This window comes from Nonomuraea sp. CA-218870, assembly GCF_050936535.1.
In the GTDB taxonomy this organism is placed as follows: domain Bacteria; phylum Actinomycetota; class Actinomycetes; order Streptosporangiales; family Streptosporangiaceae; genus Nonomuraea; species Nonomuraea corallina.
The window spans coordinates 110,085-129,777 of sequence record NZ_JBNJMN010000003.1 but is presented as its reverse complement, the minus strand read 5'-3'; the positions used below and the strand labels follow the sequence as shown (position 1 = coordinate 129,777).

The 19,693-nt window shown below is 75.1% G+C and carries 3 protein-coding genes; all 3 read right to left on the bottom strand.

Annotated elements, in window-relative coordinates; genetic code table 11:
* Positions 1-18 precede the first annotated feature (18 nt).
* Genes ACQEUU_RS35635 through ACQEUU_RS35625 form a run of 3 tightly spaced genes read right to left on the bottom strand, consistent with a single transcriptional unit; the run spans position 19 to position 19,671 of the window.
* The gene (locus tag ACQEUU_RS35635) at positions 19-9,477 is read right to left on the bottom strand and encodes an SDR family oxidoreductase (protein ID WP_433074763.1); all 9,459 of its coding nucleotides are present in this window, start codon (positions 9,475-9,477) and stop codon (positions 19-21) included.
* Positions 9,474-14,297 carry an SDR family NAD(P)-dependent oxidoreductase gene (locus tag ACQEUU_RS35630; protein WP_433074760.1) on the bottom strand — a complete coding sequence of 1,608 codons (4,824 nt, stop codon included), beginning with the start codon at positions 14,295-14,297 and terminating at the stop codon, positions 9,474-9,476. The genes ACQEUU_RS35635 and ACQEUU_RS35630 overlap by 4 nt, the downstream gene beginning before the upstream one ends.
* A gap of 34 nt (positions 14,298-14,331) precedes the next feature.
* Positions 14,332-19,671: an SDR family NAD(P)-dependent oxidoreductase gene (locus tag ACQEUU_RS35625; RefSeq protein ID WP_433074757.1), complete on the bottom strand. Its 5,340-nt coding sequence runs from the start codon at positions 19,669-19,671 to the stop codon at positions 14,332-14,334.
* Positions 19,672-19,693: the final 22 nt, after the last annotated feature.

Below are 19,693 nucleotides of genomic sequence, written 5' to 3'. Positions count from 1 at the left end.
GGTGGTCCCGCGGCGTCCTCACCTGCCGCGTCTGCGTGCGGCCGAGGCCTCCAGCCCCGAACGTCTCAGCTGGGCCCGCACCTGGCTGCCGCCGTCCGCGACGGCGGTGGCCGCGCCCGAGACGAGGGCGTCGACGGTGCGGCTCAGGGCCGCGACCGTCGGCGCCTCGTAGAGGATGTGCGGCGGCAGTTCCGGCAGCTCGAACGCGCGCCGGACCGAGGCCACGATGGCGACGCCGAGCAGTGAGTTGCCGCCCAGTTCGAAGAAGTTGTCCAGCACGCCCACCTGGTCCAGCCGCAGGGACTCGCCCCAGATCGCGGCGATGGCCTCCTCGGTGGCGCCGTCGGGCTCCTGGTAGGAGGTGACCAGCTCGGGCCGGGGGTGGCGTTCGCTCCCGCCGCCCATGGCGGGCGAGGTGACCGCCTCCAGGGTGAAGCGGGAGCTGCCGCTCACCAGCGTGGGGAAGTCCTGCGTGGACACCACGACCCGCGGCTCGCCGGTCGCCAGCGCCCGCAGCAGCGAGCGCCAGCCGTCGGCGAACCCGATCCCGACGCGGGCCCGGTTCCGCCGGAAGAAGTCGCGCAACGCCTCCTCGTACCCGTCGAGCCCGGCCTCCCAGGCGTTCCACGTCCACTCGCCCCAGCCGACGGACACCACGCGGCGCCCGGTCGCTGCCAGCTCGCAGGCGTAGCCGTCCAGGAAGGCGTTGGCGGCGCAGTAGTCCACCTGGCCGGGGCCGCCGCCGGTCGCGGAGGTGATCGAGGAGAACAGCACCAGGAGGTCCAGCCCGACCTCGTCCGGCCGGCCGAGGCGCAGCGCCTCTGCCAGCGCCAGCGCTCCGCCGATCTTGGGGGCGAGCACCTCGTCCAGTTCCTCGGGGCGTTTGAACTGCATCAGGCCCATGGCCGGGACTCCGGCCGCGTGCAGCACGCCGTGCAGCGCGCCGAAGCGCCCGGTCGCCGCCTCGACGGCGCGGCGCACGTCCGCGGCGCTCGCGGCGTCGCCGGTGACGACCTCGACCTCCGCCCCCAGCGCGATCAGCTCGCTGACCCGCCGTACCCTGTCCCGCGTGACGTCGTCGGCGGCGCGTGCGCCGGACAGGACGGCGGGCCAGTCGGCGCGCGGCGGCAGGCCGCGCCTGGCCAGCAGGACCAGCTTGGCCCGGTAGTCGCGGGCCAGGTGCTCGGCCAGGCCGAGCGCGATGCCGCCCAGCCCGCCGGTGATCAGGTAGACGCCTTCCTGGCGCAGCCCGGTGGCGTCGGCGGCCGGGCCGTCCGGCAGCGGCGGGGCGGGCATCCTGGCGTAGCCGGGGACGTAGCGGCGGCCGTGGCGCAGCGCGACCGTCCGGTCGTCCCGCGCGCCGGCCAGCTCGGCGGCCAGGCTCCGCAGGTCGCGCGCGGACGGGCCCGCCGGCAGGTCGATCAGGCGGGTGTCCACGCCCGGGTACTCCAGCGGGATCACCAGCGACGGCCCGAGCAGCGTGGCCCCTGCCGGGTGCGCCACCTCCTCCCCGAGCACCTGCTGGGTGCCGGAGACGACGGCGTCGAGCGACCACTCGCCGATGCCGGACTCGCCGGCGGCGCGGGCCAGCGCGACGAGGGTGTGCAGGCCGCGGGCGACGGCGGTGTCGTGCGCGTCGGGGTCCAGGTTCCACAGGTGCACGACCCGCTCCAGCGGCCGTCCCGCCGCGCGCAGGTCGCGCAGCACGGCGAGCATGTCGGCGACGTCGCCCGGCCTGACCGTGTGGCCGTCCGCGCCGGCCGCGTACGCGTCGCCGGGGCGCACCGCCGTGACGGCGGCGCCGGTCCTCGCGGCGGCGCCGCGCAGGGCCGCCAGCACCTCGTCGGCCAGCCCCTCGCGGGTGAAGACCAGCCACGAGCCGGGTGACCGCTCCGCCGCGCCGGTCGGCGCCGTCTGCTGCCACACGGGCAGGTAGAGCCACTCGTCCTCGGGCAGCTTGGGCAGGCTCGTGATGGCCTCGAACAGGTCCTCGGGCTCGGCCGGGACCTGGCGGCCGGCCTCGGGCCGGGCGGGCGGGTCGATCCAGTAGCGCTGCCGCTGGAACGGATAGGTGGGCAGCGGGATCCGGCCGGGCAGCTCCGCGGGGTCGGCGTCCTCGGCGCGCCCGTGGTAGGCGTCCCAGTCGACGGTGACGCCGCAGAGCCAGAGCCGGGCGAGGCAGTCCGCCAGCACCTCGTCCCCCGGCCTGGGGTCGCTCGCGGCGGGCTGCGTGTGGGTGATCAGCGACCAGCGCTCGGCCGGACAGCCGGCTCCGCGCACCAGCGCGCCCAGCGACTGGCCGGGGCCGATCTCGACCAGGGCCAGCTCCGGCTCGGCCAGCAGGGTCTCGGCCCCGGCCTGGAAGAGCACGGTCCCGCACATGTGCCTGGCCCAGTAGCCGGGGTCGCACACGAGCTCGGCGTCGGCGATCGCGCCGGTCACGTTCGAGATGTACGGCAGCGCCGGCGGGTTGAGCGTGACCTCGGCCTTGATCCACTGGGTGAGCTCGTCGCTCACCGGCTCCAGCATGCGGGAGTGGAACGCGTGCGTGGTCTCCAGCGGCCGGCAGGCGATCCCGGCCAGGCGCAGGTCGGCGGCGAGCTCCTCGACCGCGTCCACCGGCCCGGCGACCACGACGGTCTCGGGGCCGTTGACGGCGGCGACGTCGAGCCCGCGCTCCCGCGGCGGGAAGCGCCGGCTCAGGACGTCCACGGGGAGCGAGACGGCCAGCATCGCGCCCGGCGGCAGCGCGGCGATCAGTCTGGCCCGGTGCGCGACCAGGGCGATGGCGTCGGGCAGCGACAGCACCCCGGCCAGGCAGGCGGCGACGTACTCGCCGAGGCTGTAGCCGAGCATGATCGCCGGCTGGAGGCCCCAGGACATCAGGGTGCGGGCGAGCGCGTACTCGACGGCGAACAGCGCGGGCTGGACCACCTCGGTGCGCTGCAGCGCCGCGTTCCGCCCGGGCGCGCCGTCGGCGCCTCCCCCGCCGGCTGGCGAACGGCCCAGCAGGGCGGCCAGGCCGGCGCCCGGCTCCCGCTCGCCGGTCAGCAGGCCGGCGACGTCGGCGTCGCCGAGGTGGTTCCCCAGCAGGTCCAGGCACTCGTCCAGGGCCGAGCGGAAGGCGGGCTCGTGCCGGTAGAGGTCGCCGGCCAGGCCCGGGTACTGCTCGCCGACTCCTGTCAGCAGGAAACCCGTCCGGCGGTCCCGTACGGTGTCCACCCGGCCCAGCAGTCCCTCCCGGCGCGAGCCGGTGAACGCGGCCGCGGCGGCCTGCCCGTCGGCGGCGACCAGCGCCCGCCGGTGCTCGAACGTCTTGCGGCCGACCTGCAGCGTGTAGGCCACGTCGGCGAGCCGCCCGCCGGGCTCGGCGGCCAGGTGCTCGCCCAGCCGCCGCACCGCGGCGTCGGCCGCGGGGGCGTTCCGCGCCGAGACGGGCAGCACCTGGTAGCGGCGGGCCGGCGGCCGGGGGTCGGGCCGGTGGGGCGGTTCCTCGATGACCATGTGCACGTTGGTCCCTCCCATGCCCAGGGAGTTGAGGCCCGCGATGCGCGGGCGGCCGTCGCGGGTGCGCCAGGGGGACAGCTCGGCGTTGACGTAGAACGGGCTGTCGTCGAAGTCGATCTCCGGGTTGGGGCTGGTGTAGTGCAGGCTGGGCGGGATCACGCCCTCCCTGGCCGCCAGCGACGTCTTGATCAGGCCGCTCGCGCCGGCGGCCCTGTCCAGGTGGCCGACGTTGGTCTTCACCGACCCGATCGGGCAGTACTTCTTGTCCCTGGTGGGGCCGAACGCGCGGGTCAGCGCGGCCACCTCGATCGGGTCGCCCAGCTCGGTGGCGGTGCCGTGCGCCTCGACGTAGCTGATGTCCTCGCCGGTGACGCCCGCGTCGGCCATCGCGTCGGCGATCACCCTGGCCTGGCCGACGACGCTGGGCGCCGTGTAGCCGACCTTGAGCGCGCCGTCGTTGTTCATGGCGGAGCCGCGGATCACCGCCCAGATGTGGTCTCCGTCGCGCACGGCGTCGGGCAGCCGCTTGAGCAGCACCGCGGCCGCGCCGTCGCCGAACATGCTGCCCTTGGCCCGGGCGTCGAAGGCGCGCACGTGCCCGTCCGGCGACTCCTGCCCTCCCGGCCCGAACAGGTGGCCCACCCGGTCGGGCACCCGGATCGAGACGCCACCCGCCAGCGCCAGCTCGCACTCGCCGGCCCGCAGGCTGCGCACCGCCAGGTGGGCGGCGACCAGCGAGGTGGAGCAGAAGGTCTGCACGGCCACGCTCGGCCCGTACAGGTCGAGCAGGTACGAGACGGTCGTGGTCAGGGCGTCCTTGTCGTTGCCCATGATGACCTCGAAGTCGCTGAACTCCTGCTGCCCGCCGCCGAGCAGGTGGTCGGTCATCCGCAGCAGGTACGTGCTGATGTTGGCGCCGCCGAACACGCCGACCCGGCCTCGGTGCTCGGGCGCCGCGTACCCGGCCTGCTCCAGCGCCTCCCAGCACACCTCCAGGAAGGCCCGCTGCTGCGGATCGTTGATCGCGGCCATCCGGGGGCTCATGCCGAAGAAGGCGGCGTCGAAGCCGCTGATGTCGTCCAGCACCGGCCGGGCGGGAACGTACGCGGGGTCCTTGATCTGCTGGGGGTCGGCCCCGGCCGCCAGCAGCTCCTCATCGGAGAAGAAGGTGATGGACTCGACGCCTTCGCGCAGGTTGCGCCAGAACGTGCCGACGTCGCCCGCGCCGGGGAAGCGCCCGGCCATGCCGACGACGGCGATCCGCCGGTCGTCCTGGTCGGCGTGATCGGACCGGACCGGCTCTCCGGCGTCGCGTCGCGGCGCCTCGGCGACCCGGAGCGCGGGGGTCCGGGGGGAGACGCGCTCGGCGACGACGGCCGCCAGGGTGGCGACCGTCGGCGCCTCGAACAGCGTCACGGTCGGCACCGCGACGCCGAACCGCTGCTTCACCAGCGCGAGCATCTGGAGCGCGACCAGTGAGTTGCCGCCGAGGTCGAAGAAGTTGTCCCGGGTGCCCACCGGTTCGATGCCCAGCACCTCCGACCAGAGATCGGCCAGGTCCCGTTCCGCCGCCGACAGCGGCGGCGTGTAGGGCTGCGGCAGCTCCGGGCGCGGAAACCGGTCGCCGGCCGCGACGGCCGTGGCGGGACCGGCGGCGGGCAGGGCGTGCGGCAGCCGGTCGTCCAGACCGCCGGCGGCCACGACGAGGCTGGGCCGGGAGACGGCCAGCAGTTCGTCGAAGGCGGCCAGCGCCTGCTCGGAGCTCATGGAGTGGGCGGCCATCGCCGCGCCCATCCCGCCTTCGATCCGGCCGAGGGTGACCGCCCAGGTGTCCCAGGCGGCGCTCAGCCACCGGGTGGGACCGCGGCGGGCGTCGTTGCGCCGGCCGATCGTGGTCAGCGCGGCGTTGGCCGCCGCGTACCCGGCGAACGCGATGCCGCCCAGCACGGCGGAGGTGGACGAGAACAGCAGGCAGAAGTCGGGCGCGCGGTCGGCGGGCAGCTCGTCCAGCAGCCGTTCCAGCACCAGCGCGCCGCCGACCTTGGCGGCGTAGTTCTTCTCCACGGCGGCGTCGTCGAGGTCGCGCAGCGGGTGGAAGGTGTCCTGTCCGGTGTCGGCGGCGGCATGCACGACCCCGTCCAGCCGCGCCCCCTCCCGGAGCGCCCGGCCGGCCGGGGCGTGGAGCACGTCGTCGAGCATCGCGCGCATGGCGGCTGCGTCGGTGACGTCGACCCGGGGCGTGAGCACCTCGGCGCCGAGCTCGCGCAACCGGCGCACGCCCTCGCGGCGGGGGTCGCCGTCGTCCTCGGGCACGCCCCGGCGGCTGGTGAGGATCAGGCGCCGGGCGCCCCCACGGGCCAGGTGACCGGCGACGAGCAGCCCGACGTCCCCGAGGCCGCCGGTGATCAGGTACGTTCCGCCCTGCCGGATCGCGCACCCGGCGCCACCGCCCTCGCCCGGCTCCTCATGGGGCTCGGTGGAGTCCTGGGGGGTGAAGACGCGGACCAGGCGGCGGCCTTCTCTGCAGGCGGTGAACACCTCGCCGGAGGGTCGGCGGATCTCCGCGGCCAGCGCCTCGGCGACCGCCGCGGGACCCGCCTCGGGGTCCAGGTCCACGGTGGCGCAGTCCAGGTTCAGGTACTCCTGGTTGGCGACCATCGGCAGGGTGGCGGCGGCGGCCTGCCCCGGGTGGGGGACCTCGCCGGCTGTCACCGCCTGCCCGCCCGAGGTGGCCAGGAGGACGCGCACCCCGGTGCCGGACTCGCCCCAGGCGTCGAACAGGCGCGCCAGGGGCGGCAACCAGGCGCGGCCGTCGGAGCTCGGTTCTCTCTCGCCGAGCAGTCTCAGGTCCACCAGCACGGTGGGGACGCCGCCCGCCGGCTCGCCCGTCCGGCCGTCCAGGGGCCTTTCCGCCAGCCGTGCCACCAGCTCGGCGTGGGAGGCCGCTGACGCGGGGTCGATGGCGTAACCGTCCGGGGTCTCCGCGAAGGCGTCCGACGAGGTGACGGTCACCACCTCGATCCCGTCGGCGCGGAGCGTGCGGGTCAAGGCTTCGGCCGCCTCGGCGGGGCCGGTCAGCAGGACGCAGCGGGCGACCGGCACCGCCGGCTGCGGCGGCTCGGGGGCTGTCGTCCACCGTGTGGCCATCAGCCGTACGTGCGGCTCCGCCCGTCCCGCAGTGGCGCCGAGCACGTCCTCGGGCCCGGCCTCGGCCTCGGGCACGGCAGCCGGAACAGGGCTGGAGGGGCGGGCGGCCGGGGGGTCCACCCAGTAGCGCTCGCGCTGGAAGGGGTAGGTGGGCAGGCCGACCTTGGCGACCGGCCGGTCCTGGCGGTAGCCGGGCCAGTCGACCGGCACGCCCGCCAGCCAGAGCCGCCCGGCGGCCTCGGCCAGCACGGCGGTGGCCGGGCGGGGGTCCTGCGCGCCCGGCAGCGTGGCCACGACCAGCGGCCAGCGCTCGCGGGCGCAGTCGCGGTGCCCGCGCGCCATCGCGCCGAGCGACTGGCCGGGGCCGATCTCCAGCAGCGCCGCCTCGCCCTCCTGCCGCAGCAGCGTGGCCAGGACGGCGTCGAACTGGACGGGCGCGCACATGTGCTCGGCCCAGTAGGCGGGGTCGGTCACCTGTTCGGCGGTGGCCAGGGCGCCGGTCACGTTGGACACGTACGGCACGCGCGGCGCGTTCAGGGTCACGTTCTCCGCGATCCACGCCGTGAGCTCCTCGCGGATCGGCTCCATCATGGCCGAGTGGAAGGCGTGCGTGGTGGCCAGCGGGCGGCACGGCACCGCGTCGGCCTCCAGCAGGGCGCGCGCCGCCGCCATGGCGTGCGGCTCTCCCGCCAGCACGGTCAGCTCGGGGCCGCTCACGGCGGCGACGTCCACTCCCGTGATCCCGGCCCGTGCCAGGCGTTCGCGCGCCTCGGCGGCTGGCAGCGGGACGGCGCTCATCGCGCCCTCGGGCAGCGCGTCGATGAGCCGCGCGCGGTGCGCCACCAGGGCCAGCGCCGACTCCGGTGACAGGACTCCGGCCAGGCAGGCGGCGACGTACTCGCCCAGGCTGTAGCCGGCCAGGACGGCGGGACGCACGCCCCACGAGCAGACCAGGGTGGCGAGTGCGTACTCGACCGCGAACAGCGCGGGCTGGAGCACGCCGGTCGGGGTCGCGGCGGTGGCCGGGGCGCGGCCGAGCAGGGCGCTGAGGTCACCGGCCGCGGCGCGCGGGGCCAGCATCTCGGCGAGCGGGTCGGCGCCGCCCATCCGGCCGCGCAGCACGGTGCGGCATTCGTCGAGCGTCTGCCGGAAGACGGGCTCGGTGCGGTACAGCTCGGCCGCCATGCCCGGGTACTGCTCGCCGGTCCCGGCGATGAGGAAGGCGACCGGCCGGTCGGCGCGGCTCTCGGCGCGGCTCAGCACCGCCCCGTCGCGGAGGGCGGCGGCGGCCTCGGCGGTGGACGAGGCCATCAGCATCCTGCGGTGGCCGAAGACCTGCCGGCCGTTCTGCAGGGTGTGGGCCACGTCGGCGAGGCGCGTCCCGCTCCCGGGCCCGGCCAGGTGCGCGGCCAGACGCCCGGTCATCTCGTCGGCGGCGGCGGCCGTGCGGGCCGACCACACCAGCGGCTCGGGGCGCGGCTCCTCCTCCGTCCTGGGGACCAGCGGCGCTTCCTCCAGCACGACGTGGGCGTTGGTGCCGCCGATCCCGAACGCGCTCACTCCCGCCCGGCGGACGTGCCCGGTCCTTCGGGGCCAGGCTCGCCGCCGGGTCACCACTTCCAGCCGGGCGTCGCCCGCGCCGAGCTGCGGGTTGGGCTCGCTGAGGTTGAGCGTCGGGGGGATCTCGTCGTCCCGCAGCGCGAGCGCCGCCTTGATCAGGTTGGTGACCCCGGCCGCCCGGTCGAGGTGGCCGAGGTTGGTCTTGACCGAGCCGATCAGCAGCGACTGCCCGCGGAACACCTGCTGGAGCGCGGCCAGCTCGGCGGCGTCACCGAGCGCGGTGCCGGTGCCGTGCGCCTCCACGTAGTCGATGTCGGCGGCCGTCAGGTCGGCGCTGGCCAGGGCCTCGGCCATCACCGCCGCCTGGCCCTGCACGCCCGGCGCGGTGAAGCCGACCTTGCGACCGGCGTCGTTGTTGACCGCCCAGCCGCGCATGACGGCGTAGATCTGGTCGCCGTCGGCGAGCGCGTCCTCCAGCCGGCGCAGCGCGACCACGCCGACGCCGCTGCCGAGCGGGGCGCCGAGGCCGGTCGCGTCGAAGGCGCGGCACTCGCCGTCCGGCGGGGAGATGCCGCCCTGCTGGTAGAGGTAGCCGACGCGGTGCGGCACGCTGACCGCGACGCCTCCGGCCAGGGCCAGGTCGCACTCGAAGCCGGCCAGGCTGGTCGCCGCGGCGCAGATCGCGACCAGCGACGTCGAGCAGTAGCTCTGGACGCCGTACGACGGGCCGGTCAGCCCCAGGGTGTGCGCCACCCGGGTGGTCAGCGAGTCCTTGTCGTTGGCCAGCCCGAGCGCGAGGTCGCCCATCACCGCGCCGATGCCGCTGGGCAGCAGGTTGTTCTGCATGTACGAGCTGTGCGCGCAGCCGCCGAACACCCCGATGGAGCCGTCGAAGCGCCGGGGGTCGCAGCCCGCGTCCTCCAGGGCCGCGTGGCTGTGCTCCAGGAACAGCCGGTGCTGCGGGTCGAGGATCTGCGCCTCCTTCGGGCTGAACCCGAAGAAGGCCGCGTCGAACAGCTCGACGCCCTCGATCACCGGCGCGGCCTTGACGTACGCGGGATCGGCCAGCACGTCCTCGGGGACGCCGGCGGCGCGCAGCTCGTCGTCGGAGAACCGGGTGATCCCGGACGCTCCGGCCCGGACGGCGGACCACAGCTCGGCGACGTCGGACGCCCCCGGGAAACGGCCCGACATGCCGACGATGGCGATGTCGGTGCCGGAGTTCTCGGTCTCGATGTCGTCGATCACGTCTTCCGACCTCATTTCCGGTTACTGGAACGGGCCCGGCGCCGCCGTTGCCCCCGTGCCGAACTGGTGGTGAGCGAATCCCGGTCTCCCCCGCCGTCCGCGTCGTCCGCGTCGTCGAGCGCGGCGGCGAACTCCGCCACGGTCGGGTGCTCGAACAGCAGCGCGGGCGGGACCGGGCGGCCCCGCCTCTGCTCGATCGCGAGCATCATGGCCATGCCGACCAGCGAGTTGCCGCCTAGGTCGAAGAACGGGTCGTGCACGCCGACCTGGTCGATGCCGAGGTAGGCGCCCCACAGCTCGGCCATCTCGGACTCCGCCTCGGTACGCGGCGCGGCGAAGTCGGTGCGCAGCCTCGGGCGCGGGAATCTCTCGCCCACGGGCACCGCGGAAGCGGATCCGACGAGGTCGTCCAGGTCGAGCATGCTCGTCCAGGCGTCCAGCACCTCGTGCAGCGGCTGCCGCACCGCCATCACGCTGCCGTGGCCGCCGGCCACGATCCGGTCCAGCAGGGCGCAGCCCGCCTCGTCGGCGAAGCCGTACCGGGCGCGGTAGGCGGCCACCCGGTCGGCCAGTCCGCCTGCCGACTTGAGGTTCCGCGACTGCCAGACGTCGTGCTGCCAGGGGCCCCAGGCGACCGACACGACCCTGGTCGAAGGGGCGGTGGCGGCGAGCGCGTCACCGTACGCGTCCAGGACGGTGTTGGCGGCGCAGTAGTCGCCTTCGCCGATGCCGCCGAACGCGGTGACCGCGGAGGAGTACAGCACGAGCAGTTCCGGCCGTCCGGCGGCCGGGGTGGCGGGCCCGACCAGCTCGGCCAGCGGTCCCATGGCCGCGACCTTCGGCGCGAGCACCCGGGCGGTCTCGGCGACGGTGCGCCGCCTCAGCAGGCCGGCGGCCGGCAGTCCGGCGGCGTGGATCACGCCCGTCAGCGAGCCGAAGTGCTCCCTGCCGCGCCGCAACGCCTCCCTGAGCTGGTCGGGCACCCCGGTGTCGGCGGTGAGCAGCAGCACGTCCGCGCCGCTCGCCGAGAGTTCGGCGACGTCGCGCAGGGTGCGCTCGGCCGCTTCCGTCAGCCCGCCGGAGCCCGCCTCGCGGTCCAACGGGGTGCGGCCGACCAGGGCGAGCCGCCGTACGCCCGCGCGGACGAGGTGCTTGGCGAGCGCCATGCCGAGCCCGCGCGTCCCGCCTGTGATCAGGTACGAGCCGTCGGAGCGCCAGACGGGGGACTGCGGCGGCGCGGTGGCGACCGGGGCCCAGGCGCGCACCCAGCGGCGCCCGCGCCGCCATCCGGCCAGCGGGTCGTCGCCGCCGGAGTGGTCCTGGGCGCGGAGGAGTTCGCGGGCGAGCTGACCGGCGGCGGACGCGGGCGCGGCGCCCGGTTCCGGGTCCAGGTCGGCGCCCTGCCAGGTCAGGCCGGGGTACTCGTGCCTGGCGGCCCGGCCGAGCCCGTGCGCCAGGGCCTGCCAGGGGGCGGGGAGGTCGCCGCCGAGGATCTCGGCCGCGCCCCTGGTCACCGTGAGCAGCCGGGCCTCCGGCCGGCCCGTCAGGTCGCCGAGCGCCTGGACGGCCAGCATGAGGCTGTCGAAACCGAGCGCCACGGCCCTCCGCAGGCCGTCGTCGCCGGGGAGATCACCGGGGAGACCGCCTGTTTGGGCGTCGAGGCTCCACAGGTGCGCGACGTGCACCGGCCCGTCGGACGGGGGCAGGTCGGCGAAGGCGAGCGCGTAGTGCTCGGGGACGGCGGGGTCGAAGGTCAGGCGGCGGCCCTCGCGGCGCGGCGCTCCCTGGCCCGCGACCACTTCGAGCACGGGGGTGCCGGAGGCGGCGGCCAGGTCGGCGAGCGCGGCGCCCACGCCGCCGGAGTCGGCGAAGACCACGAGGGGGCCGGGCAGGCTCAGGCCGGCTTCGGGGACGTCCCGGTCCGGGTCCCGCCGCCAGGTGTGGGCGAAGGTGAAGTCGCCGGGTTCGGCGTCCCCGGCGACGTCGGGTCCGGCGGACGCGGTCAGGGCGCTCCAGGTGGCGTCGGGCGCGGTCTGCTCGGGCCAGAAGCGGGTGCGCTGGAAGGGGTAGGCGGGCAGGCTGAGCACCCGGCCGCCGCCTTCGCGCGTGCGCTCCCAGTTCACCTCGGCGCCGAGCTCCCACAGCCGGGCGCACGTCCTGAGCAGTTCCTCGTGCGCGTCGCGGGGCGCTCCGCCGGTCCAGCGGGGCGGCAGGGTGCCGAGCACGGCGATGGTGGAGCCACCGGCCAGGTTCTGCCTGACCAGCCCGCCGAGCGTCTGACCGGGACCCAGCTCGACGAACGCGTCCACGTCCTGGCTCAGGCAGTGGCGCACGCCGTCGGCGAAGCGGACCGTGCTGACGAGCTGGTCCGCCCAGTAGGAGGTGCCGGTGGCCTGTTCGGCGGTGAGCGGAAGGCCGGTGAGGTTGGAGACGACGGGGACGGCCGGGACCTGTCGCGGCACGGTGTCGAGCACGGCGGCGAGCTTCTCCCTGGCGGGCTGCAGCAGCCGGGAGTGGAAGGCGTGGGCGGAGCGCAGCGTCCTGCGGGCGATGCCCTCCGCCGCCAGGGCGTCCGCCGCCGCCTCGATCTCGGCGGGGGACCCGCTCAGCACGGTCATCGAAGGGCCGTTGCCGGCGGCGATGTCCACGTCGACCCCGGCGGCTCCGAGCACGGCGGCGATGTGGTCCTCGGGCGCCGCGACCGCGAGCATCCGCCCGGCGGGCACCGCGTTGATCAGGTGGGCCCGTTCGACGATGACGTGCAGCGCGTCGTCCAGGGTGAAGACCCCGGCCAGGCAGGCGGCTACGTACTCGCCGAGGCTGTAGCCGATGAGCAGGTCCGGGGTGACGCCCCAGTGGCCGAGCAGCCTCGCCAGCGCGTACTCGGCGGTGAAGAGGAAGGGGTGGGCCACCTCGGCGTGATCCAGCGGGCCGGGCGCGGCGGACGCCTCGCCGGTACGGCCGAGCAGGGCGGCCAGGTCGCCGGGGCCGGCGGCGGTCTCCTCCTGAGGGAAGAACAGGGGCCGCAGGTCCGTGCCCGAGCGGCGCAGGACCAGCTCGGCGCAGGTGTCCACCGCCTCGGCGTACACCGGTTCCCTGGCGTACAGCTCCCTGCCCAGCCCTTCGTACTGGTCGCCGACGCCGGGGAGCAGGAACGCGACGCGGGGCCGGCCCTTCACCCGGTGGCCCTCTCCGCTCTCGGCGGCGACGGCGCGCAGTTCCCGTACGGTGTCGTCAGGGCCGGTGCAGAGCAGGACGCGGCGGTGGTCGAGTTCGGCCCGGCCGGTCTGCAGCGTGTGGGCGAGGTCGGTCACGGCCGCGCCGGGGTGGGCGTTCACCCAGCCGGCGAGCCGGGTGGCCTGCTCGCGTAACGCGGCGGCGCTGCCGGCCGACAGCGGCAGGAGCTGGACGGTGTCCCGTACGGGCGTCTCACGCGGGCCGGGCGGGGGCGCCTTCTCCAGGATGACGTGGGCGTTCGTGCCGGACAGTCCGAACGAGCTGACTCCGGCCAGGCCGGGACCGTCGTGCTCCGGTGGCAGCGGTTCCAGGCCGGTGACGGGGCGGATGGCGCCGTTCTCGGGGAACGCGGTCGCCGGGGTGGTCAGGTGCAGGCTGGGCGGGATACGCCCATTTTTCAGGATTAACACTGATTTGATCAGCCCGGCGACTCCGGCCGCGGCCTGCGTGTGCCCGATGTTGGTCTTGATCGCGCCGACGCGGAGCGACCGGTCGGGCGAGCGACGGCCGAAGACGTCGTGCAGCGCCGACAGCTCGATGGCGTCCCCGAGATGCGTGCCGGAACCGTGCGCCTCCACGTACGCGACGTCGTCCGGGGAGACGCGGGCGGCGACGAGCGCGCGGCCGATCACATCGGCCTGCGCGCGCCGGCTCGGCGCGGTGAGCCCGTTGCTCCGCCCGTCCTGGTTGACCGCCGACCCGCGCAGCACGGCGTGGACGCGGCGGCCGTTGGCGAGGGCGCTGGACAGCCGTTCCAGCACGACCAGGCCGCCGCCCTCCCCCATGACGTAGCCGTCGGCGTTCTCGTCGAAGGTCTTGCACCGGCCGTCGGAGCACATCATCAGACCGGCGCACGCCTGGATGTAGAGGGACGGGTGCATGGTCAGCGAGACGCCCGCCGCGATGGCCAGCTCGCACTCGCCCCTGCGCAGGCTCTCCGAGGCCAGGTGGACGGCGATCAGCGAGGAGGAACAGGCGGTGTCGACCGTGATGGTGGGGCCGATCAGGTCGAACTGGTACGCGATGCGCCCGGCGGCGACGCTGGGCACCGCGCCCTGGCCCAGGTAGGGGTCGGCGAGGGCGTCCCTGCCCTGCCGCTCGATCTGCAGCCGGCCGTACTGGAGGGTGTCCATGAGCCCGACCATCACGCCGGTGCGGCTGCCGGCCAGCCGCGCGGGCGACAGCCCGGCGTTCTCCAGGCCCTCCCACACCAGCTCCAGCAGCAGGCGCTGGTGGGGGTCCATGCGCAGCGCCTCGCGCGGTGACAGGCCGAAGAACTCGGCGTCCCAGCCGGCGATGTCGTCCAGGAAGGTGCCGTACCTGGTGTAGATGCCGCCGGGGGTGCTCGGATCGGGGTGGTAGTAGGCGTCGTTGTCCCAGCGGGACGCCGGCACCTCGCGCACCGCGCTGCGGCCCTCGCTCAGCAGGTCCCAGAGCCCCTCGACCGTGTCGCCGCCGCCGGGATAGCGGCAGGCCATGCCCACGATCGCGATGGGCTCGTGGGCGCGCTCCTCCACCTCGGCGAGCCGGCCGCGCGCCTGGGCCAGTTCGACCGTGGCGCGCTTGAGGTAGGCGCGGAGCTTGTCCTCAGTCCCCATCGTTCGTGCCTTTCCGGTCGAGGCGGTCATGGGTTCACAGCTCGTTGTCGATGAGGGCGAAGATCTCCTCATCGGACGCGTCGTCGATCTTGTCCAGCACGCCGACGACGTCGTGCTGTCCATTGCCTCCGAGCCTGGAGAGCGCGCTCTGCAGGAGGGTGGTGAGCCGGTCCCGCATGGCCTCCGCCTCCCCGTTGGCCGCGGCCATCAGGTCGTCCACCCGTTCCAGGGCCGTGCGCAAGGTGTCCTCGGCCGAGGGCGGCGCGGGGACGAGCACCCCGGTCAGGTAGCCCGAGAGCGAGCGGACCGTGGGCTGGTCGAAGACGAGGGTCGCGGGCAGCCGCAGCCCGGTGTCGGCGTTGAGCCGGTTGCGCAGCTCGACGGCCGTCAGCGAGTCGAAGCCGAGCTGGTTGAACGCCTGGTCCACGTCGACCTGGTCGGGGTCGCCGTGCGCGAGCACGGCGGCGACGTGGTCGCGCACGGTCTCGGTGAGCAACCGCAACGCCTCGTCCCTGCCCAGCTCCGTCAGCCGGGCCACCAGCGAACCGGCGGCTCCGGCCCCGTTGCCCGCCGCCCGGCGAGGCGCGCGTACGAGTCCGCGCAGCATCCCCGGCAGCCCGTCGTCCTCCGCCCTGGCCCGCAGACCCGCCAGATCCCAGCGGGCGGCGACGACGGCGGGCTCCGCACCCGTCAAGGCCGCGTCGAACAACGCCAGCCCCTCCTCCACCCCCAGCGGGGCGATCCCCGCCCGCGCCAGCCGAGCCCGGTCGGCCGCGCCCAACGCGCCCGTCATCGCCGACTCCACATCCCACAACCCCCACGCCACCGACACCGCCGGAAGTCCTACGGCGTTCCGCGAAGCGGCCAGCCCGTCCAGGAACGCGTTCGCCGCCGCGTACGCCCCCTGACCCGCATTGCCCAGCACCCCCGCCAGCGAGGAGAACAACACGAAGAACCCCGGAGGAGAAGACACCGTCAGCTCATGCAGGAACCACGCCGCATCCGCCTTCGGCCCCAACACCCCCGCCACCCGCTCCGGCGTCAACCCCTCCACCAGACCGTCATCCAGCACACCGGCCGCATGCACCACCCCCGCCAGCGGACCCACCGACCCCACCAGGTCCGCCACCGCCGCCCGATCGGCCACATCACACGCCACCACCCGCACCCGAGCACCCGCCTGCTCCAGCCCCGCCACCAGAGCACCAGCACCCCCAGCCGCCAGGCCACGCCGCGACACCAGCACCAGATCCCGCACCCCATGCCGCTCCACCAACCGCCGCGCCACCAGCGCCCCCAGCCCACCCGTCCCGCCGGTCACCAGCACCGCACCCGACACCGGGCCGGCGACCGGGCCGGACACCGGGTCCGAGCCCGTACCGGACACCTGCGCGGCCGAGCCCTGGTCGACGGCGGTCGCACGACGGACCAGACGCGGCGCATACACCCGCCCATCCACCACCCGCACCTGCGACTCCCCCGAACCCACCACCACATCCCAACCGGCGAACCCCTCCGGCACCTCAGCCAGCACGAACCGCCCCGGCTGCTCACTCTGCGCCGACCGCACCAACCCCCACACCGCCGAAGCCGCCACATCCCCCGCCACCGTCGCGAACACCACCGGCGCAGAACCCGCCCCCGCCACCGCACCCAGCACCCGCGACGTCAACCCACGCACCACCGCCGGCACATCCCCCGCCCCACCCACACACCACACCACCACCGGCTCCTCGCCACCCCGCCCCGAAGCAGCCACCTCGACCCACTCCACCCCGTACAGGGGCAGGCCGGTGCGGGCGGACGGGCTGACGTCGGCGGGCCGGGTCCGGATGGCGCCGATGGACAGGACCGGCGCGCCGGCGGTGTCGGCGATCTCGACGACGGCGTCCTCGCCGGTCGTGGTGAGGCGCACGCGCAGCGCGGCGGTCTCGGAGGCGTGCAGCCGGACGTCGCCGAACGCGAACGGCAGACGGAGCTCGTCGTCTCCGGCGGCCAGCACGAGGGGGTGGAAGGACGCGTCCAGCAGGGCGGGGTGGAGGCCGAAGCCGGTCACGTCCACACCGTCCGGCGCCGCCACCTCGGCGAACAGCTCCTCACCACGACGCCACAACCGCCGCAGCCCCTGGAACGCCGGACCGTACTCGTAACCCAGACCCGCCAGCCGCTCATAACCCCCCTCCACATCCACCGCCACCGCGTCCACCGGCGGCCACACCCGCGCCCACTCGCACACCCCCGAACCCACGACGCCCCCCGCCAGCACCCCCGAGGCATGCCGGGTCCAGGCGTCGTCGGCGCCGGTGCGGGAGTGGATGGCGATGGCGCGCCGTCCTTCGTCCGGGGGGTCGACGGTGATCTGTAAGGTGACCGCGCCCTGGTCGGGCAGGAAGAGCGGGGTCTCGATGACCAGTTCGTCGAGCCGGGCGCAGCCCGCCTGGACCCCGGCTTCGACGGCCAGGTCGGCGAAGGCGGCGCCGGGGAGCAGCACGCGGCCCGCCACCGCGTGGCCGGCCAGCCAGGGAGCGCCGCGCAGCGAGATCCGTCCGGTGAGCACGTAGCCGTCTCCCGCGACCGGTACGACGGCGTCGAGCAGCGGGTGGCCGGAGCCGTCGATGCCCGCCCCGGACACGGGGCCGGTCTGGTCGCCGGTGAGCCAGAACCTGCGCCTGGCGAAGGCGTAGGTCGGGGGCTCCTGGCGGGGGCGCGGTGCGCTGGGCAGCGCGTCCCTCCAGGAGACGGGCGCGCCGAGCACCCACGCGTGGGCCAGCGCCGTGAGGAAACGGGCGCGGTCGCCCGCGTTTCTGCGCAGCGTGTGGCAGACGCCCGCGGGCGTGCCGGTGGCCTCGCAGATGGCCTCGATGTCGGGCCCGAGCAGCGGATGCGGGCTGACCTCGACGAACAGGGAGGTCTCGGATCCGGCAGTGCCGATCGCCTGCTCGAAACGTACGGGATTGCGCAGGTTGTCGTACCAGTAGCGGGTGGTCAGCTCGGCGGGGTCGATGAACCCGCCGGCGAGGGAGGAGCAGAAGCGGACGTCGGCGGCGCGCGGGAGCACGTCGCCCAGCACGGCCATCAGCTCGTCGTGGAGCGCCTCGACGTGCGGGGTGTGCGAGGCGTAGTCGACCGCGATGCGGCGCACCCGTACGGTGTCCCCGCACGCGGCCGCGAACTCCTCCAGCGCGTCGGCCTCGCCCGCCACCACCGAGCCGGTGGGGCTGCTGTGCACGGCCACCCACAACCGGTCCGCCCACGGTTCGATCCGCTCCTGGGCCCGCGCCGCGGGCAGCGCCACGGCGAGCATGCCGCCGGTGCCGCCGAGCCTGGTCAGCACCCGGCTGCGCAAGGCCACGATCTTGGCGGCGTCCTCCAGGGAGAGCGCTCCCGCCACGCACGCGGCGGCGATCTCGCCCTGGGAGTGGCCGAGCACCGCGGCGGGCTGGACGCCGAGCGAGCGCCACAGCTCGGCGAGCGCGACCATGACCGCGAACAGCACGGGCTGGATGACGTCGGTGCCGTCCAGGGGACGGGCGCCGGGCCCGCCGCGCAGCACGTCCTCGACCGACCAGCCGGTGTGCGGGCGCAGCGCCTCCTCGCAGCGGAGCAGGGCGGCCCGGAACGTCTCGTCGGTGTCCAGCAGGTCCACGGCCATGCCCGCCCACTGCGAACCCTGACCGGGGAACACGAACACCGGCCGGACTCCGGGAGCGGCGACCCCGCTCACCAGAGAAGCGCTCGACCGGCCCTCCGCCAGCGCCGACAGCCCTTCCATCAGCCCTGCGCGGTCCCCGGCCACCACCACCGCGCGATGCTCGAACCCGGCCCGCCGGCCCAGCACCGGACCCACACCCGCCAGATCCCGATCAGCGACCCCCTGGGCGAACGCCAGCAGCCGCCCCGCCTGCGCCCGCAGCGAGTCCGCCGACCTGGCCGACACCGGCCACACCAGCACCTCACCACCACCTGCGGGAGCCTCCACGGCGGGCTCCTCCGCCATCCCCTCCACGATCACATGCGCGTTCGTGCCGCTGACCCCGAACGACGACACCCCCGCCCGCAGCGGCCGCCCGCCCGGGACCTCCACCGGCTCCGTCAGCAACCGCACCCCGCCGGACGCCCAATCCACGTGCGGACTCGGCTCCACCACGTGCAACGTCGGCGGCAGCACCCGGCGCTCCAGCGCCTGCACCATCTTGATCACGCCGGCCACCCCGGCGGCCGCCTGCGTGTGACCGATGTTCGACTTCAGCGACCCCAGCCACACCGGCCGGTCGTCGGCACGCCCACGCCCGTACGTGGCCAGCAGCGCCTGCGCCTCGATCGGGTCGCCCAGCGTCGTCCCGGTGCCGTGCGCCTCCACCACGTCCACGTCCCACGTGTCCAGCAACGCGTCCGCCAGCGCCGCCCGGATCACCCGCTCCTGGGCCGGACCGCTCGGCGCGGTCAACCCGTTCGAGGCGCCGTCCTGGTTGACCGCCGAACCGCGCACCACGGCGAGGACGCGGTGGCCGTTGCGCCGCGCCTGCGACAGCCGCTCCAGCACCAGCACCCCGACGCCCTCGGCCCACGCCGCGCCGTCGGCGGTGGAGGAGAAGGACTTGCACCGGCCGTCCGGGGCCAGCGCGCGCTGGCGCGAGAACTCGACGAACGGCACCGGCGTCGCCATCACCGACACGCCGCCGGCCAGCGCCAGCGAGCACTCGCCGCGCCGCAGGGCCTGCACCGCCAGGTGCACCGCGACCAGGGAGGAGGAGCAGGCGGTGTCGATGGTGAGCGCCGGGCCCTCCAGCCCGAAGGTGTACGAGACGCGACCGGCCAGGACGCTGGAGGCGCTGGAGGTGAACAGGGTGCCCTCGACCGACTCCGGCGCCTTGTGCAGGAATCGGGTGGAGTAGTGCTCGTACATGCTGCCCGCGTAGACGCCGGTGCGGCTGCCCCGCAGCTCACCCGGATCGATCCCGGCCCGCTCCAACGCCTCCCAGCACGACTCCAGGAACAACCGATGCTGCGGATCCGTCGCCAGAGCCGTACGCGGACTCATCCCGAAGAACCCAGCGTCGAACTCCCCCGCCTCGTACACGAACCCCCCATGCCGCGTGTACGACTTCCCCACAGCCTCAGGATCCGGATCGAACAACCCCTCCAGATCCCACCCCCGATCACCCGGGAACTCACCGATCGCATCCCCACCGGACGCCACCAGATCCCACAACTCCTCAGGACCCGACACCCCACCCGGAAAACGACACGCCATCCCCACGATCGCCACCGGCTCATGCCTGCGACCCTGATCCTCGGCCAACCGCTGACGCGTCTCCGCCAGCTCGACGGTCGCACGCCTCAGGTAATCGCGAAGCTTCTGCTCGTTCTCCATCGCTCCGGCCCTTCCAGTCACG

Excerpts from the sequence above, each read along its gene's own strand:
- ACQEUU_RS35635 (WP_433074763.1), bottom strand. The coding sequence starts at position 9,477 with ATGAGGTCGGAAGACGTGATCGACGACATCGAGACCGAGAACTCCGGC.
- ACQEUU_RS35625 (WP_433074757.1), bottom strand. The coding sequence starts at position 19,671 with ATGGAGAACGAGCAGAAGCTTCGCGATTACCTGAGGCGTGCGACCGTC.
- ACQEUU_RS35630 (WP_433074760.1), bottom strand. The coding sequence starts at position 14,297 with ATGGGGACTGAGGACAAGCTCCGCGCCTACCTCAAGCGCGCCACGGTC.